Genomic DNA, 16,361 nt, shown 5'->3' with positions numbered 1-16,361 from the left:
CGGGCGCCTCTGCGGGTGGGCGGCTCGGGTCAGTTGCCGCTCCACCAGCGCGAAACGGTCCGCCACAGCCTCGCCGGTGCGGAGGTCCCTCGCTGCTGCGGAATCCGGCCGACGGCGGAGTTCCCGGCGGGCGCGGGCGCGGACTGGTCGGTGACCGTCACGGTGTACGTCGCACCGGCCGCACCGGTCACGCTCGTCGCGGCGGGTGCCGGGGCCTGGCCGGAGGCGCGTCCGGGCGTGGGCGCGGTGTGCCGGGCAGTGGACTGCACCTCCCAGTCCTGGCGCGGCACGTTGGGCCTCCCCATGGACGGAGGTTCCTTGTCGTCCTGCGGCGCACGCGCGGCGAAGTCCGCGGGAAGCTCCACCAGATGCCGGCCCATGATGTTCCCGACCCAGCTCAGCTCGCTCTCCTCGACGGCGAGTTCGAGGTCGGGAAGCCTCATCAGCAGGGCGTCGACCCCGACGTCCGCGATGGCGCGCCCGATGTCCTGCCCGGGGCACTCGTGGGGGCCGCCGCTGAACGCGAGGTGGGCGCGGTTGCCCTCCATGTCGGCGCCCAGGTCGGGCCGTACCATCGGATCGGTGTTGCCCGGTGCGATGCCGACGATCAGCGCGTCGCCCGCCTTGATCTGCTTGCCGCCCAGTTCGGTGTCGCCGACCGCCCAGCGGCCGAAGACCGCGGTGAACGGCGGTTCGTCCCACAGGGTCTGCTCGACCGCTTCGGGCACCGTCATGTGGCCACCGCTGAGCCTGGCCCGGAAGCGGGGGTCGGTGAGCACCATGCGCAGGACGTTGGCGATCAGGTTGGCGGTCGCCTCGTAGGAGGCGATGAGGATCAGCCGCAGATGCTCGCTGACCTCCTGGTCGTTCATCCCCGCCGGATGCTCGACGAGCCAGGTGGCGAAGTCGTCCGCGGGTTCGCGCCGACGTCGCTGGACGAGCCGGGTCAGCGCATCCAGGACGTACGCGTTGCTCGCGACCGCGGTCGCCGTGCCGCGCGTCATGTCGCGGGCGGCCTGCACCATCCGGTCGTTGTACTCCTCGGGCATGCCGAGGATCGCGCACATCACCATCATCGGCAGCCGCTCGGCGAACCGGCTGACCAGGTCGACCCGGCCGTTCTGGCAGAACTCGTTCACGAGCCGGTTGCTGTAGCGGTTGACATGGCGGCGCACGCCGCGGTGGTCGATGCGCGCCATGCTGTCGGTGACCGCGCCGCGCTGGCGCTCATGGGTGGCGCCGTCGGCGAAGACACAGATCGGCTGCCAGGTGAAGATCGGCGCCAGCGGGTGGTCCGGGGCGACCGTGCCGTCCTGCAGGGCCCGCCACCGCCGGGAGTCCCGGGAGAACTGCGAGGGGGTACGGGTCATGTGGAGGTTCTCGCTGTGCCCGAGGACCAGCCAGGCGGGTACGTCTCCGTGCAGCAGTACGGGGGCCACGGTGCCGTGCTCGGCGCGCAGCTTGTCGTACAGCCCGTGGGGGTCCCGCTCGGCCTCCGGGCCGTAGAACCGGCGCAGGCCGCCGGGGCCGATACCGAGGCCGTGGGCGGGGCACTCGGGGGGCGGAACCGGCCCCTGGGCCGCTCCGGGCTCGTAGTGGAATGGGCTTGTCACGATCGCTCCAGGGATCAGGATTCCAAGGACCAGACGGATGGGACGCGCGGGAGGGGTTCGGGTACTGCGGTCAGGCGAGCGGGAGGGCCAGACTGTGCAGATAGCGCATCAGCGTCATCAGTACGTCGCGGCTGGAGGCACGCAGCCGGGCGTCGCAGTCGATCATCGGTACCTCTTCGGGGAGGTCCAGGGCGGCGCGCAGCGCTTCGACAGGGTGCTTCGGAGCGTCGGGGAAGGTGTTGACGGCGACGACGAACGGCACGCCGCGCTCCTCCAGCCGCCCGATGACGTCGAAGCTGACTTCGAGGCGTCGGGTGTCGATGAGGACCACCGCGCCGAGGGCGCCTTCGAACAGGCCGTTCCACAGGAACCAGAACCGTTCCTGGCCCGGGGTGCCGAACAGATAGAGGATCAGTTCCTCACTGATGGAGATCCGGCCGAAGTCCATGGCGACGGTGGTGGCGGTCTTGCTCTCCACCCCGAAGTTGTCGTCCACGCCGACTCCGGCCTGGGTCATGGTCTCTTCGGTGGTCAGCGGCCGGATCTCGCTGACGGATCCGACCATGGTCGTCTTGCCGACCCCGAACCCGCCGACGATCACGACCTTGACCGCGGCTGTCGCCGTGGTGGGAAGGACGTCTTCGCGCCGGGGGCCGGTGATCGTGTCAGAGCTTCTGAAGTCCATGCATCACCGCTTCGAGAAGGGACCTGTCCGGGAGGGTGGCGCGAACGATGGGCGCGCGCGATTCGATGAGCTCGGTGGTGAGGAGTTCCGTGAGGAGCGACGTCACGACGCTGAAGGGCAGACCCAGGTAGGCCGAGATCTCGGCGACGGATAACGGCGCCTGACAGAGCCGCAGGATCACGGCCTGCTCGGGCTGGACCGTCGGCGTCGGCTGGGCCTTCGCAACGACCATCGTGACCAGGTCGAGCGGCGCCCGCTCGCTGCCGTCGGGATCGCCGGTGATCACGTACAGCCGCTCCGGGTCGCTCAGTGCCGGATCGGCCTTTCGGCGTTCTCGTCGGGGAGAATTCATCCGGCCTGCCCGTCGTGGCGCGGCGGGCTCGTGAGGTGGGCGCCGATCCTGACGACCATGTCGCGCATCCGCGATCCGACGAGTCCCGCGTCCACCGTCTCACCGGCCAGGACCGCGAGGTACGCGCCGGTTCCCGCGGCCATCAGGTAGAAGAAGCCGCCGGTGACCTCGATGACGACCAGGCGCATGAGCCCGTCACTGTAAGGGATTTCGGAGGCGACGGCGGCGGCCAGGCTCTGCAGTCCGGCGCAGGCCGCCGCGAGGCGGTCGGCGACATCGGGATCGCCGCCGTGCCGGGCGATGCGCAGGCCGTCGGCGGAGAGCACGACGATCTGGTGGATGTCCGGCACGTCGTCGGCCAGTTCCTTGAGCATCCAGTCCATATTGCCCCGCTGCTGGATCACTTCAGGTCTCCCTTGTCCCAGGCGTCGTCAGAGTCTTCGTCGGTCTTCGGCTCCTGCGGCACGCCGTTGACGGCGTTGGTGAAGGCCTCCAGCCAGAGGCCGGGGGGCTGTTCCTTGCCGCTGTCGTTCCCCGGGCCGTGGCCGTTGGTGTGGCCGTTGCGCTGTCCTGCGGTGGGATCGACGGGCTGTGCGGGGAGGTTGTGCGAGCCCAGGGGGGCGCGGCCGCGGCTGCGGCGCTGCGGGAGGCCGCCCGCGGTCCACTCCGTCACCACGGGGACGTCGTCCTCCATGGCGGCCGAGGGGACGGCAGGCCGGGTGACGGGTGCGACCGGTCCGGTGGCGGGGCGCTGGGCCACGGGGCGGGGCTTGCGGCGTGCAGGCACGACGTGCTTCATGGCCTCCTGGTCGATGTCGCTGGTGGGCCTCGACGTGGCGCCGATGCCGTGGGCGATGCCGGGAGCGGGTCCGGTGGTGATCATCGCACGCGGCACGATGAGTACGGCGCGGACACCGCCGTAGGCGGACTGCCGCAGCGAGACCTGGAGGTCGTACATCCGCGAGAGCCGTCCGACGACGGCCATGCCGAGTCGCGGGGACTCGCCGAGGTCGTTCATGTTGGAGCCGGCCTGGGCCCTGGCGAGCATGTTCTCGGCCCGTGCGCGGGCCTCCTCGCTGAGCGAGACGCCGCCGTCCTCGATCTCGATGGCGATGCCGGTCTGCACCTCGACGGCGGTGACGTGCACCCGGGTCTGCGGCGGCGAGTAGCGGGTGGCGTTGTCGAGGAGTTCGGCGCAGGCGTGGATGAGCGGTTCGACCGCGGTGCCGATGATGGCGACCTTGGCGATCGAGTGCAGATCGACGCGCGGGTACTCCAGGATGCGCGACATGGCGCCGCGCAGCACGCTGAACAGCGGTACGGGCTTGGGCCATTGGCGGCTGGGGCGGGCACCGCCCAGTACCGCGATGGAGTCGGCGAGCCGGCCGATCAGCGCGGTGCCGTGGTCGATGCGGAGCAGGTCGTCGAAGACGTCGGGGTTGCGCCCGTGGTGCTCCTCCATCTCGCGCAGTTCACTCGCCTGGCGGTGCACGATCGCCTGGACGCGCCGCGCGACGTTGACGAAGGCGCGCTGCGCGGAGTCACGCATCGCCTCTTCGTTGTCGATGATGTTCAGCACCGTGTAGACGAGGGTGCGCTGGGCGTCGGGCAGGTCGCGGTAGAGCTCGTCCGCGTCGACGACGTCCCGGAGCACCTCTTCGGGCGAATTGCCCACGCGCAGCCGGTGGATGGCGGCCGGCAGGAGCTCCTTGCTGATCCGCACGGTCTCGTCGTCGTGGGTGGCGATGCGCCGTTCCAGGTCGGCGAAGCGCCGCTCGAACACCGCGCGCTGAGCACGCAGTTCACGTGCCCGGCGGGAGAGTCGAACGGTGAGTGCGGCGACCACGACGGTGGCGAGCACGCCGCACCAGACGACTGGTATCCGCGCGGCCGCGGAAACCACTGCCGCCGCGGCGGCGGTTGCGCCGCCCATCAGGAACACGGGCAGCAACAGGGCGCGAACGACGGGGGTTTCTCGTTCGATCGGCGGTGATTCAACACGAACCATCTAAAACCTCTGGCGGTTGATTCGGGAGGTATACACGCTTGCAAGACACTTGAGAACAAGCGCTCGAATTCATCTCAACTCGACTTCGCTGCGCGTGAGCTTAGTCAGATCGAATCGGTGCTTCGGCACATTCACCCAACCCCCTGCGCGAGCGCTCCAGCGGTAATACACTCACGAGTTTTTGCACGCACCGCCCCCGAGCATGCGCAAGGAGTGACGAGGCGGTGAAATCCGCGAACCTGGACGCCTCTTGTACCGCACATCGGGACAATTCCCGGGCGCACCCGGAGGACAGGTCGGAGTATTCCTACGCAATCGACACCAGCGGCGATCCATTCCGCCCCGCACTGAGGGGCAGGCGCACATGCGATCGAAGCAGACCGAAAGGAGCACATTCATGACTGAAGGACGGGTGCACGGAAAGGTCGCCATGATGACGGACGAGGCGCGTGGCGGGTCGACGCGTGACTACACCATCGAATCGCTCGACACCGGACTGCGGCTGATGCAGCTGTTCCTCACCCACGACACACTGACCGTCTCCGAGGCCGCCGGGCTGCTCCGCATCGGCCGGTCCACCGCCCACCGGGTACTCAGCACCCTGGAGGGACGCGGCTTCGCGATCCGGGACTCCTCCGGCCGCGGCTATTTCGCCGGCCCCGAGCTGGTGCGGCTCGGCCGCCCGGCGGGCTTCGGCGCGGCCGTCCGCGAACAGCTCGGAGCCGTGCTGGACGACGCCGTGCGGCGAACCGGCGAGACCGTGCAGAGTGCGGCACTGATGGACGATCAGATCATCGTCACCGACGGCCGTGAGTCGTCGCACCCGGTACGGGTGATGCTGGAGAGGGGCCGCACGCACCCCGCCCACGCCACCGCGGGAGGCAAGTTGCTGCTCGCGCTGATGTCGACGGAGCAGGTCTGCACCCTCTACCCGCGGGAGGAGTTGCCGCAGATCGCGCCGGACGCCCTCATCTCGCGCGCGGCGCTGCTCGCCGAGCTCGACGGGATCCGCTCCTGCGGGTATGCGCTCAGCCGCGGGGAGTCGGTGCGGGGCATGAACGCCGTCGCCGTCGCGCTGGCCGGGGCGGGCCGGCGGGACCGGCTCGCTCTGGTGGCATCGGCACCCGCCGACCGGGGCGACGACGCGGCGCTCGTGGAGCGCGCCGGGGAACTGCGCCGGTCCGCAGCGCTGCTGGGCACGGGAACGGCGTGAGCGGGACCGTCGGGAGCGGACCGCAGGACGGTCCGCTCCCGGGCCGGCGCCCCTCGTCAGTCCCAGAGTTCGGTGCTGTGGGCGCCGATGAGCGCGGCGATGCGGGCCAGGGCGTCGTCGGCGGGGAGCGGATCGAGCCGCCGCCCGTCGCGCAGGCGCAGGGCGACCCGGTCGTCGGCGGCCTCCCTGGCACCGATGACGGCCTGGTAGGGCACCAGGCGGGCTTCCCGGATGCGGGCGCCCAGGGTGCCGCGTTCCGGTCCGGCGATCTCGGCCCGCAGCCCGAGGCCGGTGCACCGTCGGGCGAGTGCCTCGGCATTGGGCAGTTCGGCATCGGATACCGGGAGGATCGCCAGCTGGGCGGGGGCGAGCCAGGCGGGGAAGGCCCCGCCGTGCTCCTCGATGAGATGGGCGACTGCTCGCTCCACGCTGCCGATGACGCTGCGGTGGATCATGACCGGCCGGTGTTTCGCGCCGTCCGCGCCGATGTAGTGCAGGTCGAACCTGGCCGGCTGGTGGAAGTCGACCTGGACGGTGGACAGGGTGGACTCCCTGCCTGCGGCGTCGGCCACCTGCACATCGATCTTGGGGCCGTAGAACGCGGCCTCCCCCTCGGCCGCCTCGTAGGGCAGGCCGGAGCGGTCGAGGACCTCGGTCAGCAGGGCGGTGGACCGCTGCCACATCTCGGGCGCGGCAACGTATTTCCCGCCGGGTCCGGGCAGCGAGAGCCGGTAGCGGGCCGGGCTGATGCCCAGCGCCCGGTACGTCCGGCGGATCAGCTCCAGCGCGGCCTGCGCCTCATCGGCGACCTGGTCCAGGGTGCAGAAGATGTGCGCGTCGTTCAGCTGGATGGCCCGGACGCGGGTCAGTCCGCCGAGCACTCCGGAGAGTTCGGAGCGGTACATGCCGCCCAGCTCCGCCATGCGCAGCGGCAGTTCACGGTAGCTGTGGGAGCGGGCGCGGTAGATGACGGCGTGGTGCGGACACAGGCTGGGCCGCATCACGACCTGTTCCCCGCCCAGGTCCATCGGCGGGAACATGTCCTCGCTGTAGTGCGACCAGTGCCCGGAGATCTCGTACAGCTCCCGTTTGCCGAGCACCGGTGAGTACACGTGCCGGTAGCCCGCCCGCCGTTCGGCGGTGCGGATGTACTCCTCCAGGGTGTGGCGCACGATCGCGCCGTCGGGCAGCCAGTACGGAAGTCCCGCACCGATCAGCGGGTCGGTGTCGAACAGGTCCAGCTCACGGCCGAGCTTGCGGTGGTCGTGCATGGCGGTCTCCTCGCGGTCATCGGGCCAGTGACCGCAAGGCGAAGCCCCGGGGCACTCGCCCCGGGGCTTCGGACTGAACAGCTGTCAGCGCGCCGGGACACTCTCCGGCGTCGTCGTCATGGCAGCGCGCTTCATGCGGTGGACGGTAGCAGCGACGTGCCGGTGTCCGCGCGGGATTAAAGCGCCCCGCAGTGCTGTCCGCCCCGGTTCAGCGCCCGGCGCTGCCGATGCGCCCCTCCAACTGCACCAGCAGCTCGCTGAGCTGGGCGCTGAGCCGGGTACGGGACTCCTCGTCGAGACCGGACAGCACCGTGCGCTCGTACGCCAGCTGCCGCGGCAGCAGCCGGTCGACCATGTCGCGGCCGTCCTCGGTGAGGCGGACGTGGGCGACTCGGCGGTCCCGGGCGTCGCTGCGGCGGTCGACGAGCCCGCGCTCCTGCAGGACCCGCAGGCGCTTGGTCACGGCGGCGCCGGAGGAGAACGTCTCCCTGGCCAGCTCGCCCGGTGTGAGTTCGCGGTCGGTACGGCGTACGGCACCGAGCAGGTCGAACTCGGCGCGGGTCAGGCCGGCGGCGCGCAGCGGGGCGTCCTGCGCCTGCTGGAGCAGGGCCGCGCAGCGGTTGATGCGGCCGATCAGTTCCATCGGTCCGGTGTCCAGCTCCGGGTTGACGGCCTGCCACTGCCGTACCACCGAGGCGACGATGTCGTCGGTCACACCGCTCCGTTCTCCTGGGCGGGGGTGATCAGCCCCCGCCGTGTTGCTGTCGCCGCGAGCGTACGGTGTCCGGCCTGCTCGGCCGCGATGACCTGCTGCCGGGGCAGGGCGCGCTGCCACCATTCGCCCGCCGCGATGTCGTCGGCCTCGCGCAGCTCGACGAGCGATCCGGTCAGTCTGTGCCCGGCGGCGGCGAGGGCGGCGGACGTGGACTGCGGTGCGGCGAGCGTGTGTACGGCGTGGGCGCGGGCGCGGTCGGTTGCGGCCAGGGCCGTTTCGAGGCGGCCCGCGGCGCGGCGGTTGGTCACCAGCATGGCGGCGAGGACGCCCACTCCGGTGCCGATCACGGTGTCCAGAACCCGGTCGCCGATCAGCTCGCCGGCCGGGTGGGTGCCGCGGAACTCCAGGACCAGCAGGGCCATCGGTGTGACAGCGATGGAGCCGAGCCAGTAGTTGCGGGTGATCAGGGCCTCGGCCGCGAAGCCGAAGAACAGACAGAAGCCGATGAGGGCCGGCGGTCCGGTGCGGGTGACGGGGAGGACGGCGGCGAAGACGAGGACGCCGAGCAGATTGCCGAGGGTGCGCTGGAGGGCCCGGTTCCAGGACAGGGTCACATTGGCCTGGTAGAGGGAGGCGGCGCTGACGATCGCCCAGTAGGGGCGGCCGACGCCGGCCGCCTGGGAGACATATCCGGCCAGGGCGCAGCCGATGAGTACGCGGGCGCCGATGGGGAGCAGCGGGGAGCCCGGGGCGAGGCTGCGCAGCAGTACGCGGCGGGCGTCGCGGCGGCTTCCGGTGCGCCGGGCGGGCTGTTCGGCGTCGATGCCGAACACTTCTTCCGGCGTACCGGGGGCGGGCGGCGGGGTGGGGACGGGCCCGCGCGCACGGGTCTGCCGGGCACGGGCGCGGAGCCACTCGGGGTCGGGGGCGGGGTCGGAGGCCGGAGCTGGGGCGCCCCCGGCGAGGGCGGCCTCGGCGTGGACGACGAGGCGTTCGAGCGCCCGGCGTACGGGGGTGGGGCGTCCGGCTGCGAGCAGTGTCTGCCAGGCCGCGTGCACGGCGGCGGCCGCGGTGTGCCGGGTGCGGTGTCCGGGTTCGGCGACGTATGCGGCGGCCGCGTCGAGGGCGCGGGCGGTGGCCCGGCGCTCGGGCCCCTCCCTGCGGATCATCGCGGGCCCGATCGTCACCAGCCAGGAGATCGCGCCCGCGGCCAGGGTCAGCGCGAGGTGGCCGGGCACCTGGCCGAGGTGCTGCGGGACGAAAAGTGCGGCCGAGGTGACGAACGTGAAGATCACCGGTCCGGGCGGGCCGATGCGGGTGGCGTCGCAGAGCGTCTTCTGCGTGGCCGCGAGGAGTGCGCCCACGGCGATCAGCACGGCGGTCGATCCGGTGAGCGAGGCCGCGACCAGGGACACCGCCATGGCGATGACCATGGAGACGACGACTCCGGCGACGGCCCGGGCGCGGCGGGCGTAGGGGAGGTTGTGGCCGTACAGCGCACAGAGCGAACCGGCCATCGTGTACATCACGAGGTCGAGCCGGCCGGCTGCGAGCAGCACCAGATCCGGTACGGCGGTGGCCACGACCACGCTCAGTGCCGGTTTGAACCACATGTCCGAGGGCCGGACGAGGCGCAGGGGGGCGGTCAGCGGAAGTCTGCGGACGGAGGGCTGCCGGGACCAGATGCTTGTATCACTCACCCATATATATTAGCAGGTATTACACCTGTAAAATACTTTTCCGCCGCCGATGCCGTGGCATCGACGGCCGCCCCCTCCACGACCCCATAGCGTGCAACTGCACGGGGACAGCCGGGCGCGTGCCCAGGCACCCGTGTGTCCGCACACCCCCGCGTCCTGGATCCCCGTTTCCCGGAGGAAACCCGATGAAGCTCACCGAACCGGTGCCCAGCGGTCCATGCTGGATCGAGCTGAGCACCCCCGACGTCCCGGGCGCCAAGTCCTTCTACGCGGCGCTCTTCGGCTGGCGTTGCGAGACCGATCCGCGCGAGGAGGCCGGGGGCTACACCATGGCCCACCTCGGCGATGCGCGGGTGGCCGCGCTCAGCCCCGTCTACCAGCCGGGCCGGCCACCCGCCTGGACGGTCTCGTTCGCCGCCGAGGACACGGACGCCACGGCCGGGAAGGTGAAGTCGGCGGGCGGCACGCTGCTGGTCGACCCGATGGACGTGTTCGACCAGGGCAGATTCGCGGTGGTCGCCGATCCGTCGGGCGCGGTGTTCTCGCTGTGGCAGGGCCGCGCCTTCGGCGGCGCCGAGCGGCTGAACTCCCCGGGAACGCTCGGCTGGGTCGAACTCGTCACCCGGGAGGCCGACCAGGCGCTCGTCTTCTATCCCGCGGTCTTCGGATGGACGGTGAACACCGCGTCGGAAAGCTACCCGCAGTGGGGCGTGGCCGGCCAGGACTTCGGCGGCATGCTGATCATGGACGACAGGTTCCCGCCGCAGGCGCCGCCCAACTGGCTGCCGTACTTCGCCGTGACGGACGTCGACGCGGTGGCGGCCACCGCGCAGGGGGCGGGCGGCGAACTGCTGATGCCGCCGACGAGCGTCCCGGACGGACCCCGGATCGCGGTGGTACGGGATCCGCAGGGCGCGGTGTTCGGTATCCATCGGGCGGACGACGAGGGTTAGGGCCACAGTGGACCCGCCCGCCCATCGGGCGGGAACGGTCTTTCTGGGGTATCGGTCCTGCCGGAGCAACGGTCTTCCTGGAGTTCAGCTGATGTACGAGAGCGATGCCGGACTGCTCGCCCCCGGGCGGGCCGGCTCCCCCGCCGAGACGGCCACCGGCGACAGCGCCTTTCTGCAGGCGATGCTCGACGCCGAGGCCGCGCTCACCCGCGCCCAGTCCAGCTGTGGGCTCGCCCCGGCCGAGGCCGGGAGGGCGGTGACCGCGGCGGCGGCCGACGCGAGCCGGTTCGACATGCGGGACATGGCGCTGCGCGCACGTGCGGGAGGCAATCCGGTCATCGCGCTGGCCGCCGACCTCGCCGCCGCGGTGGAGCCGGACGTCCGGCCGTATGTGCACCGGGGCGCGACGAGCCAGGACATCCTCGACACGGCCGCCATGCTGGTCGCCACGCGGACCCTGGCACCGGTGCTCGACGATCTGGCGCGGGCCGCGGACGCGGTGGCCCGGCTCGCCGCCGCACATCGCAACACCCCGATGGCCGGCCGTACGCTCACCCAGCACGCCGTGCCGACCACCTTCGGGCTGAAGGCCGCCGGGTGGCGCGCGCTGGTCCTCGACGCACGGGACAGGCTGTCGGCCGTACGGCAGTCGCTTCCCGCGCAACTCGGCGGCGCGGCGGGGACGCTGGCCGTCTTCGGGGCCTTCGAGTCCACCGGCGAGCCCGCGCCCGGCGCCGAGACCGACGCCGAGGACACGGACGGCGACACCCCGGGGCTGGCCCTCCTCCAGGCGTTCGCGAACGAACTCGCTCTGGCCGAGCCCCTGCTGCCGTGGCACACCCTGCGTACCCCGGTCGCCGATCTGGCGGGCGCCCTCGCCTTCACTGCGGGCGCGCTCGGCAAGATGGCCGCCGATGTGCTCACCCTGTCCCGGACCGAGATCGGCGAGGTCACCGAGGGACAGCTGGGCGGTTCGTCCACCATGCCGCAGAAGTCCAACCCGGTGCGGGCCACGCTGATCGCGGCGGCCGCCCGTCGCGCCCCCGGCCTGGCGGCGACGCTGTACGGCTCGCTCGTCGCCGAGGACGAACGGCCGGCCGGGGCCTGGCACGCCGAGTGGGAGCCGCTGCGCGAACTGCTGCGGCTCGTCGGCGGGGCCGCGCACGACGCCGCCGAGCTCACCGAGGGGCTGCGCGTCGTCCCGTACGCCATGCGGGAGAATCTCCAGCTCACCGACGGGCTGATCGTCTCGGAACGGCTGGCGGCCGTGTTCTCCGACCGGATCGGCCGCAAGCGCGCCAGGGAGGTCCTGGTGAGCGCCGCCGCCCGGGCCCGCGCGGAGACCACGGATCTGGCCGACGTGCTCGGCGACGTACTGGACGAGGAGCCCGAACTCGCGGGTCTCGATCTGGCCGAGCTGACCGAACCCGCCCGGTACACCGGCTGCGCGGGCCCCCTGACCGACCGCGCGCTGGGCCGCGGCTGACCGGGCTCACCGGCCCCGCGCCGATCGGCCGACGGCCGCCTTGCCCGCGTCAGCCGAGACCGCGGGCGTCCTGCTTGAGGGCGGTGTCCACGGTCAGTGCCGTCGCGACGACGAGGCTCAGCAGCGGCTCGGGCAGCTGGTAGTGGATCTGCAGCACATAGTTGTCCGCCGTGGTGAACAGCGTCTTCGCGAGGCCTTCCCAGGTCTTGGTGATCCGGGCTATCTCGGCGTCGTTGTGGTCGACGATCGCGAAGTTCCAGGCGCGCCAGTTCTCCGCCTTGATCGCGCCGATCCGCTGTCCGTCCACCATGATCGCGAAGTTGATCTTGCCGATGGCGTTCTGCTGGACGATCTCACCGACGGGCTGCCCGTCGGGGCGCTGCACGATGACCCTGGACTTGATGAACTTCGCCGGGCGCGTCAGCAGGAGCTGCGGCTGACCGTACGCGTCACGGATCTCCAGCCTGTGGGTGAGGTACTGGTCGATGCTGGACACGAACCGCAGCACCTTGCGCAGCGCGCTCTGGCCGACCTGGACGACCGAGCCGATGGTGTTGCCCTGCTGGTCGAAGACGCTGTACTCGTTCGTCACCTCGATCAGCTTGGCCTTCTGGTTCACGACCAGGACCTGCTGGTTGAAGAGCGAGCCCGCGCCGGGAGCGGCGCCCTGCTGGGGCGGAACACCGGGCTGCTGGTGGGCGGCCTGCTGCTGAGGCATGTGAGCCTGCGCCTGAGCGGGCATCTGGGCCTGAGCGGGCGCCTGGGCCGCGGCCTGGGGCTGCTGCCCGCCGGCCGGGTTGGTGTGTTCGGTCCATTGCGAACCGTCCCAGTAGCGCAGCAGCTGAGGCGCGCCGTGCGGATCCGGATACCATCCCGCAGATATGTTCGAGTGCGTTGTCACCGGGGCACACTATCCCGCCCCTCCGACAGCCGAGGCCCCATCCCGCACATCCACAGCAACCGCCCCTCATTGAAACTTCACACACCACGTACGATGGCGGCGATGAACAGCCCGAGCGAACGGACACACCGACGACGGCACAGCGCCCTCGCGCCGGCCGTTCTCGGCCAGCTGTTCGTGCTGCTCGCCATGGTCTCGTGCTGCTCGGTCGCGGCCCCGGACTCGTCCGCGCACCGGATGCCGGCCCCGGGCTTCTTCGCGGATCAGTCCGGCGACCGCGCTACGGCCGCCGCCCGGGCCATGTCACCCGCGCAGCCCGTTGTCGTACGGGCCGTGGTGGCCCATGCGCCGGACGACCGGGGCCTCGGCAGTTCGTGCCACGGAACCTCCGAGCACGCGACACCCGTCGTACTCCCCGGCCAGAGCGCGCCCGTGACCCTTCCCGGGCCGACCGTCACGGCTCCCCTGGCCCCGCTCACCGGCGCCGCCGCGATCCGCGGCCCGTCCAACGACGCCGTGCGGGAAGTCGACCATCTCCGTCTGCAGGTTCAACGGATCTAGAGGCAGGGCCCGTTCCTCGGGACACCGAGGACGCTCCCGCATGCCCTGCACCCCGTCAGTCTCGCTGAACCGAAGGACGACTTCCCATGGCTTCCGCCAAGAAGCAGAACACCCCTGCCGCCGCACGCCGCGCCAAGCTGGAGGAGGCCCGCCGCAAGGAGCGGGCCCGCGAGCGGCGCAGCCGCATCATCACCATCACCGCCTCCGTCGCCGTGATCGCCGCGCTCGTCGCCGGTGGCGGCTATCTGATGTCCGCCGCGAACGGCAAGGAACAGGCCGAGACCGAGGCCAAGTCCTCGCCCGTCCAGGGCGAGCGGACCTGGGACAAGCTCTCCCAGAACCATGTCGACAAGCAGGTCGACTACCCGATGAACCCGCCGGTCGGCGGCGATCACAGCCCGGTGTGGATGAACTGCGACGCCGACGTCTACACCAAGGCGATACCGAAGGAGAACGCCGTCCACTCCCTGGAGCACGGCGCGGTCTGGGTCACGTACACGAGCAAGGCGAAGCCGGCCGACATCGAGAAGCTCGGGGAGCGGGTGAAGGCGACGCCGTACTCCCTGATGAGCCCGGTGGAGGACCAGGCCGCCCCTCTCGTGCTCAGCGCCTGGGGCACGCAGGTGACGGTGTCGAGTGCCACCGATACGCGCGTGGAGCAGTTCTTCACCAAGTACGTGCAGGGGCCGCAGACCCCCGAGCCGGGCGCGGCCTGCACCGGCGGGGTCGCCCAGTGACGTCCGCGGTCCGCTCCTCGCGCCCGATGGTCGCGGCGGGCGGTGTGGTGCTGCTGCTGGCTCTGGGCCTGGTCGTGCTGATGCTCGTGCGGCCTTCGTCATCCGCGGGCTCCGCCGCCGCGGCGGCCGCGCCCTCGGGCACGTCGGCCGACGTCGGGTTCGCCCGCGACATGTCGGTCCACCATCAGCAGGCGGTCGAGATGTCGTTCATCGTCCGAGACCGCACCTCCGACGTGGCGGTGCGCCGGCTCGCGTACGACGTCATCAACACCCAGGCCAATCAGCGCGGCATGATGCTCGGCTGGCTGGAGATGTGGGGCAGGGCGAAGTCGTCCAGCGCTCCTCCCATGCAGTGGATGGGGCACACCGTCGCGCACAAGGGCGACGGGTCGCTGATGCCGGGCATGGCGACCGACACAGAGCTCGACGCACTGCGGGCGGCGAAGGGCAGGGCCTCGGAGGTGCTGTACCTGAGGCTGATGACCGCGCACCACCGAGCAGGTGCGGAGATGGCACAGGCGGCGGCCACCGCGGCCGGCACCGATGAGATCCGGAACCTGGCGGCGGGCATGGCCCGGGGACAGCAGTCGGAGATCGCGCTCATGGCGGACATGCTGAGGGAGCGCGGTTCGGCGGCCTGAGTGCCGTACGTTCCGGCGACCGTGCGTGGCGGGTTCGCTCTGCCGCGCACGGTCGCCGCCCTGCCACGGGTCGGCGAACGTCGTCCGGTCCGTACCCGTGCGGGCGGGCCGACTGCCAGGTCCGGGCCCGCTCGTGCGGATCAGCCGGTTTCGCGGCTGCCCGCGTATGCCACCGGGTCGGCCAGTACCGCCGTCATCACCAGTGCCGCGGCTCCCCGCGCCGCGTCACCCGCGACGGACGAGGCGCGCAGCCGGCCGCTCCCCGGGGACCAGAGCCCGGAGACCACCCGGCCGGTCAGCTCCTCGTCGGCGGGCGGAGACAGCCACGGCATCAGGTTCCGGTATATCCCGCCGAGCACCACCGCGTCCGGGTCGATCAGATTCACCGTCCCCGACAGCACCCGCCCCAGCATCCGGCCCGCCTCCCCGACAGCGGCCACCGCCCGCTCGTCCCCGGCCCGGGCGCGCCGTTCCAGCTCGGCCACCCCGGAGCCGCTGCCGGTCTCCTCGATCCCGGCGGCCCGCAGGAGCGCCGTCTGTCCCGCATACTGCTCCAGGCAGCCGCGCGAGCCGCACCGGCACTGCGGTCCCTCCGCGTCCACCACCACATGCCCGATCTCCCCGGCGAACCCGTGCGCCCCGCGCAGGAGTTCACCGTCGATGACCAGGGCACCGCCGACGCCGATCTCGCCCGTCAGATAGAGGAAGCTGCGGACCGTGCCGAGTCCGCCGAACCAGAGTTCGGCCAGCGCCGCCAGATTGGCCTCGTTCTCCGAATTCACCGGCAGCGCCGCATGACCGGGCCGCTCGGCGGCGAGCGAGGAGGCGAAGAGCGCCTCGGCCGGAACATGGTTCCAGCCCAGGTTGGGTGCCTGGCGCACCGCGCCGCCGGAGACCAGGCCGGGCAAAGCGAGCGCCACGCCGACCGGGAGGAGTTCCTGCTCGCGGGCCGACTCCAGGGTGCGCGCCGCGATCCCGGCCGCCCGCGCCAGCACCTGGGCGGGCGGTGCGCCGCGGTTGTCGAGGTGCTCGGTGAGCCGTACCCGGCCGGTGCCCGCCAGGTCGACGACACACACCGACACATAGTCGATGTTGATCTCCACGCCCAGCCCGGCGGGCCCCGTGCGCGCCACCTTGAGCGCGGTCCCGGGGCGGCCCGCCTGCCCGCTGAAGGTCTTGCCGGACTCGGTGAGGAATCCTATGTCGATGAGCTGCTCGACCAGCGAGGACACCGCGGCCCGCGTCAGCCCCACCCGCGCGGCGACCCCGGCCCGGGTCGCCTCGCCCTCGCGCTCGTCACGGACGGCCCTCAGCACCAGACTGAGGTTGCTCCGGCGCACGGTGTCCTTGTCGGCCTTGGGCCCCAGCGGTGTGAGGTTGGTCTTCATATTGGATCCGACCCTATGCGATCCCATGTGCGATCCGGCCTGTGAGCGATCAGTCCTGTGAGGCGACGAGCTCCTGAGAGCCGGTGAGCCGCCGAACGGGTGTGGGCCGGACATCCGGTGTCCGGCCCACACCCGTG

16 protein-coding genes are annotated in these 16,361 nt (G+C 71.6%); 6 read left to right on the top strand and 10 right to left on the bottom strand.

The features are described 5' to 3' along the window. Window positions 1-29 precede the first annotated feature (29 nt). The 5 genes from OG507_RS36435 to OG507_RS36415 form a co-directional block, all read right to left on the bottom strand. The gene (locus OG507_RS36435) at window positions 30-1,613 is read right to left on the bottom strand and encodes a cytochrome P450 (protein ID WP_327371361.1); all 1,584 of its coding nucleotides are present in this window, start codon (window positions 1,611-1,613) and stop codon (window positions 30-32) included. Between the two features lie 70 nt (window positions 1,614-1,683). Continuing rightward, window positions 1,684-2,298 carry a GTP-binding protein gene (locus OG507_RS36430; protein ID WP_327371360.1) on the bottom strand — a complete coding sequence of 205 codons (615 nt, stop codon included), beginning with the start codon at window positions 2,296-2,298 and terminating at the stop codon, window positions 1,684-1,686. Next, entirely contained in the window at window positions 2,279-2,650 is a 372-nt protein-coding gene (locus OG507_RS36425; protein WP_327371359.1) for a DUF742 domain-containing protein, read from the bottom strand. The genes OG507_RS36430 and OG507_RS36425 overlap by 20 nt, the downstream gene beginning before the upstream one ends. After that, on the bottom strand, window positions 2,647-3,054 hold the full coding sequence (locus OG507_RS36420; protein ID WP_093896207.1) for a roadblock/LC7 domain-containing protein: 408 nt from the start codon (window positions 3,052-3,054) through the stop codon (window positions 2,647-2,649). The genes OG507_RS36425 and OG507_RS36420 overlap by 4 nt, the downstream gene beginning before the upstream one ends. Continuing rightward, window positions 3,051-4,658, bottom strand: a complete 1,608-nt coding sequence (locus OG507_RS36415) for a sensor histidine kinase (protein WP_327371358.1) — start codon at window positions 4,656-4,658, stop codon at window positions 3,051-3,053. The genes OG507_RS36420 and OG507_RS36415 overlap by 4 nt, the downstream gene beginning before the upstream one ends. Before the next feature lie 397 nt (window positions 4,659-5,055). On the opposite strand from OG507_RS36415, the gene OG507_RS36410 reads away from it, so the two are divergent. Then, window positions 5,056-5,871 carry an IclR family transcriptional regulator gene (locus OG507_RS36410; protein ID WP_327371357.1) on the top strand — a complete coding sequence of 272 codons (816 nt, stop codon included), beginning with the start codon at window positions 5,056-5,058 and terminating at the stop codon, window positions 5,869-5,871. A 56-nt stretch (window positions 5,872-5,927) separates the two neighbouring features. Here OG507_RS36410 and thrS read toward each other — a convergent pair whose 3' ends face one another. From thrS to OG507_RS36395, 3 genes are all read right to left on the bottom strand, one after another. Then, window positions 5,928-7,223, bottom strand: coding sequence for a threonine--tRNA ligase (gene thrS, locus OG507_RS36405; RefSeq protein WP_327372221.1), 1,296 nt, complete (start codon window positions 7,221-7,223; stop codon window positions 5,928-5,930). Between the two features lie 127 nt (window positions 7,224-7,350). Continuing rightward, window positions 7,351-7,857, bottom strand: a complete 507-nt coding sequence (locus OG507_RS36400) for a MarR family winged helix-turn-helix transcriptional regulator (protein ID WP_327371356.1) — start codon at window positions 7,855-7,857, stop codon at window positions 7,351-7,353. Continuing rightward, entirely contained in the window at window positions 7,854-9,557 is a 1,704-nt protein-coding gene (locus tag OG507_RS36395) for an FUSC family protein (RefSeq protein WP_327371355.1), read from the bottom strand. Before OG507_RS36395 ends, OG507_RS36400 begins: the two co-directional genes overlap by 4 nt. A 185-nt stretch (window positions 9,558-9,742) precedes the next feature. Here OG507_RS36395 and OG507_RS36390 point away from each other — a divergent pair, with 185 nt between their 5' ends. Together OG507_RS36390 and pcaB are read left to right on the top strand one after the other, a co-directional pair. Continuing rightward, on the top strand, window positions 9,743-10,510 hold the full coding sequence (locus OG507_RS36390; protein ID WP_327371354.1) for a VOC family protein: 768 nt from the start codon (window positions 9,743-9,745) through the stop codon (window positions 10,508-10,510). 91 nt (window positions 10,511-10,601) lie between these two features. Next, window positions 10,602-11,996 (top strand): 3-carboxy-cis,cis-muconate cycloisomerase, encoded by a 1,395-nt coding sequence (gene pcaB, locus OG507_RS36385; RefSeq protein ID WP_327371353.1) that lies wholly within the window; start codon window positions 10,602-10,604, stop codon window positions 11,994-11,996. Window positions 11,997-12,045: 49 nt separating this feature from the next. Here pcaB and OG507_RS36380 read toward each other — a convergent pair whose 3' ends face one another. Continuing rightward, a complete protein-coding gene (locus tag OG507_RS36380; RefSeq protein WP_327371352.1) occupies window positions 12,046-12,897 on the bottom strand; it encodes a phospholipid scramblase-related protein in 852 nt (283 codons plus the stop codon). A gap of 102 nt (window positions 12,898-12,999) precedes the next feature. Between OG507_RS36380 and OG507_RS36375 the strand changes: the two genes are divergently transcribed. From OG507_RS36375 to OG507_RS36365, 3 genes are all read left to right on the top strand, one after another. Next, window positions 13,000-13,458, top strand: coding sequence for a hypothetical protein (locus OG507_RS36375; RefSeq protein ID WP_327371351.1), 459 nt, complete (start codon window positions 13,000-13,002; stop codon window positions 13,456-13,458). A gap of 86 nt (window positions 13,459-13,544) precedes the next feature. Beyond that, window positions 13,545-14,195 (top strand): DUF3105 domain-containing protein, encoded by a 651-nt coding sequence (locus OG507_RS36370; protein ID WP_327371350.1) that lies wholly within the window; start codon window positions 13,545-13,547, stop codon window positions 14,193-14,195. Further along, window positions 14,192-14,836 carry a DUF305 domain-containing protein gene (locus OG507_RS36365; RefSeq protein WP_327371349.1) on the top strand — a complete coding sequence of 215 codons (645 nt, stop codon included), beginning with the start codon at window positions 14,192-14,194 and terminating at the stop codon, window positions 14,834-14,836. Before OG507_RS36370 ends, OG507_RS36365 begins: the two co-directional genes overlap by 4 nt. 140 nt (window positions 14,837-14,976) lie before the next feature. Here OG507_RS36365 and OG507_RS36360 read toward each other — a convergent pair whose 3' ends face one another. Further along, window positions 14,977-16,224: an ROK family protein gene (locus OG507_RS36360; RefSeq protein ID WP_327371348.1), complete on the bottom strand. Its 1,248-nt coding sequence runs from the start codon at window positions 16,222-16,224 to the stop codon at window positions 14,977-14,979. Between the last annotated feature and the right edge of the window lie 137 nt (window positions 16,225-16,361).

It is taken from the genome of Streptomyces sp. NBC_01217 (assembly GCF_035994185.1).
Classification (GTDB): domain Bacteria; phylum Actinomycetota; class Actinomycetes; order Streptomycetales; family Streptomycetaceae; genus Streptomyces.
The sequence above is the reverse complement of the archived record's forward strand: the minus strand, read 5'-3'. Positions and strand labels throughout refer to the sequence as shown.

What these genes read in the sequence shown, in the direction of transcription:
- OG507_RS36430 (WP_327371360.1), bottom strand. Translation starts at nt 2,298, where the DNA reads ATGGACTTCAGAAGCTCTGACACGATCACCGGCCCCCGGCGCGAAGAC.
- OG507_RS36425 (WP_327371359.1), bottom strand. Translation starts at nt 2,650, where the DNA reads ATGAATTCTCCCCGACGAGAACGCCGAAAGGCCGATCCGGCACTGAGC.
- OG507_RS36415 (WP_327371358.1), bottom strand. Translation starts at nt 4,658, where the DNA reads ATGGTTCGTGTTGAATCACCGCCGATCGAACGAGAAACCCCCGTCGTT.
- OG507_RS36410 (WP_327371357.1), top strand. Translation starts at nt 5,056, where the DNA reads ATGACTGAAGGACGGGTGCACGGAAAGGTCGCCATGATGACGGACGAG.
- OG507_RS36390 (WP_327371354.1), top strand. Translation starts at nt 9,743, where the DNA reads ATGAAGCTCACCGAACCGGTGCCCAGCGGTCCATGCTGGATCGAGCTG.
- pcaB (WP_327371353.1), top strand. Translation starts at nt 10,602, where the DNA reads ATGTACGAGAGCGATGCCGGACTGCTCGCCCCCGGGCGGGCCGGCTCC.
- OG507_RS36375 (WP_327371351.1), top strand. Translation starts at nt 13,000, where the DNA reads ATGAACAGCCCGAGCGAACGGACACACCGACGACGGCACAGCGCCCTC.
- OG507_RS36370 (WP_327371350.1), top strand. Translation starts at nt 13,545, where the DNA reads ATGGCTTCCGCCAAGAAGCAGAACACCCCTGCCGCCGCACGCCGCGCC.
- OG507_RS36360 (WP_327371348.1), bottom strand. Translation starts at nt 16,224, where the DNA reads ATGAAGACCAACCTCACACCGCTGGGGCCCAAGGCCGACAAGGACACC.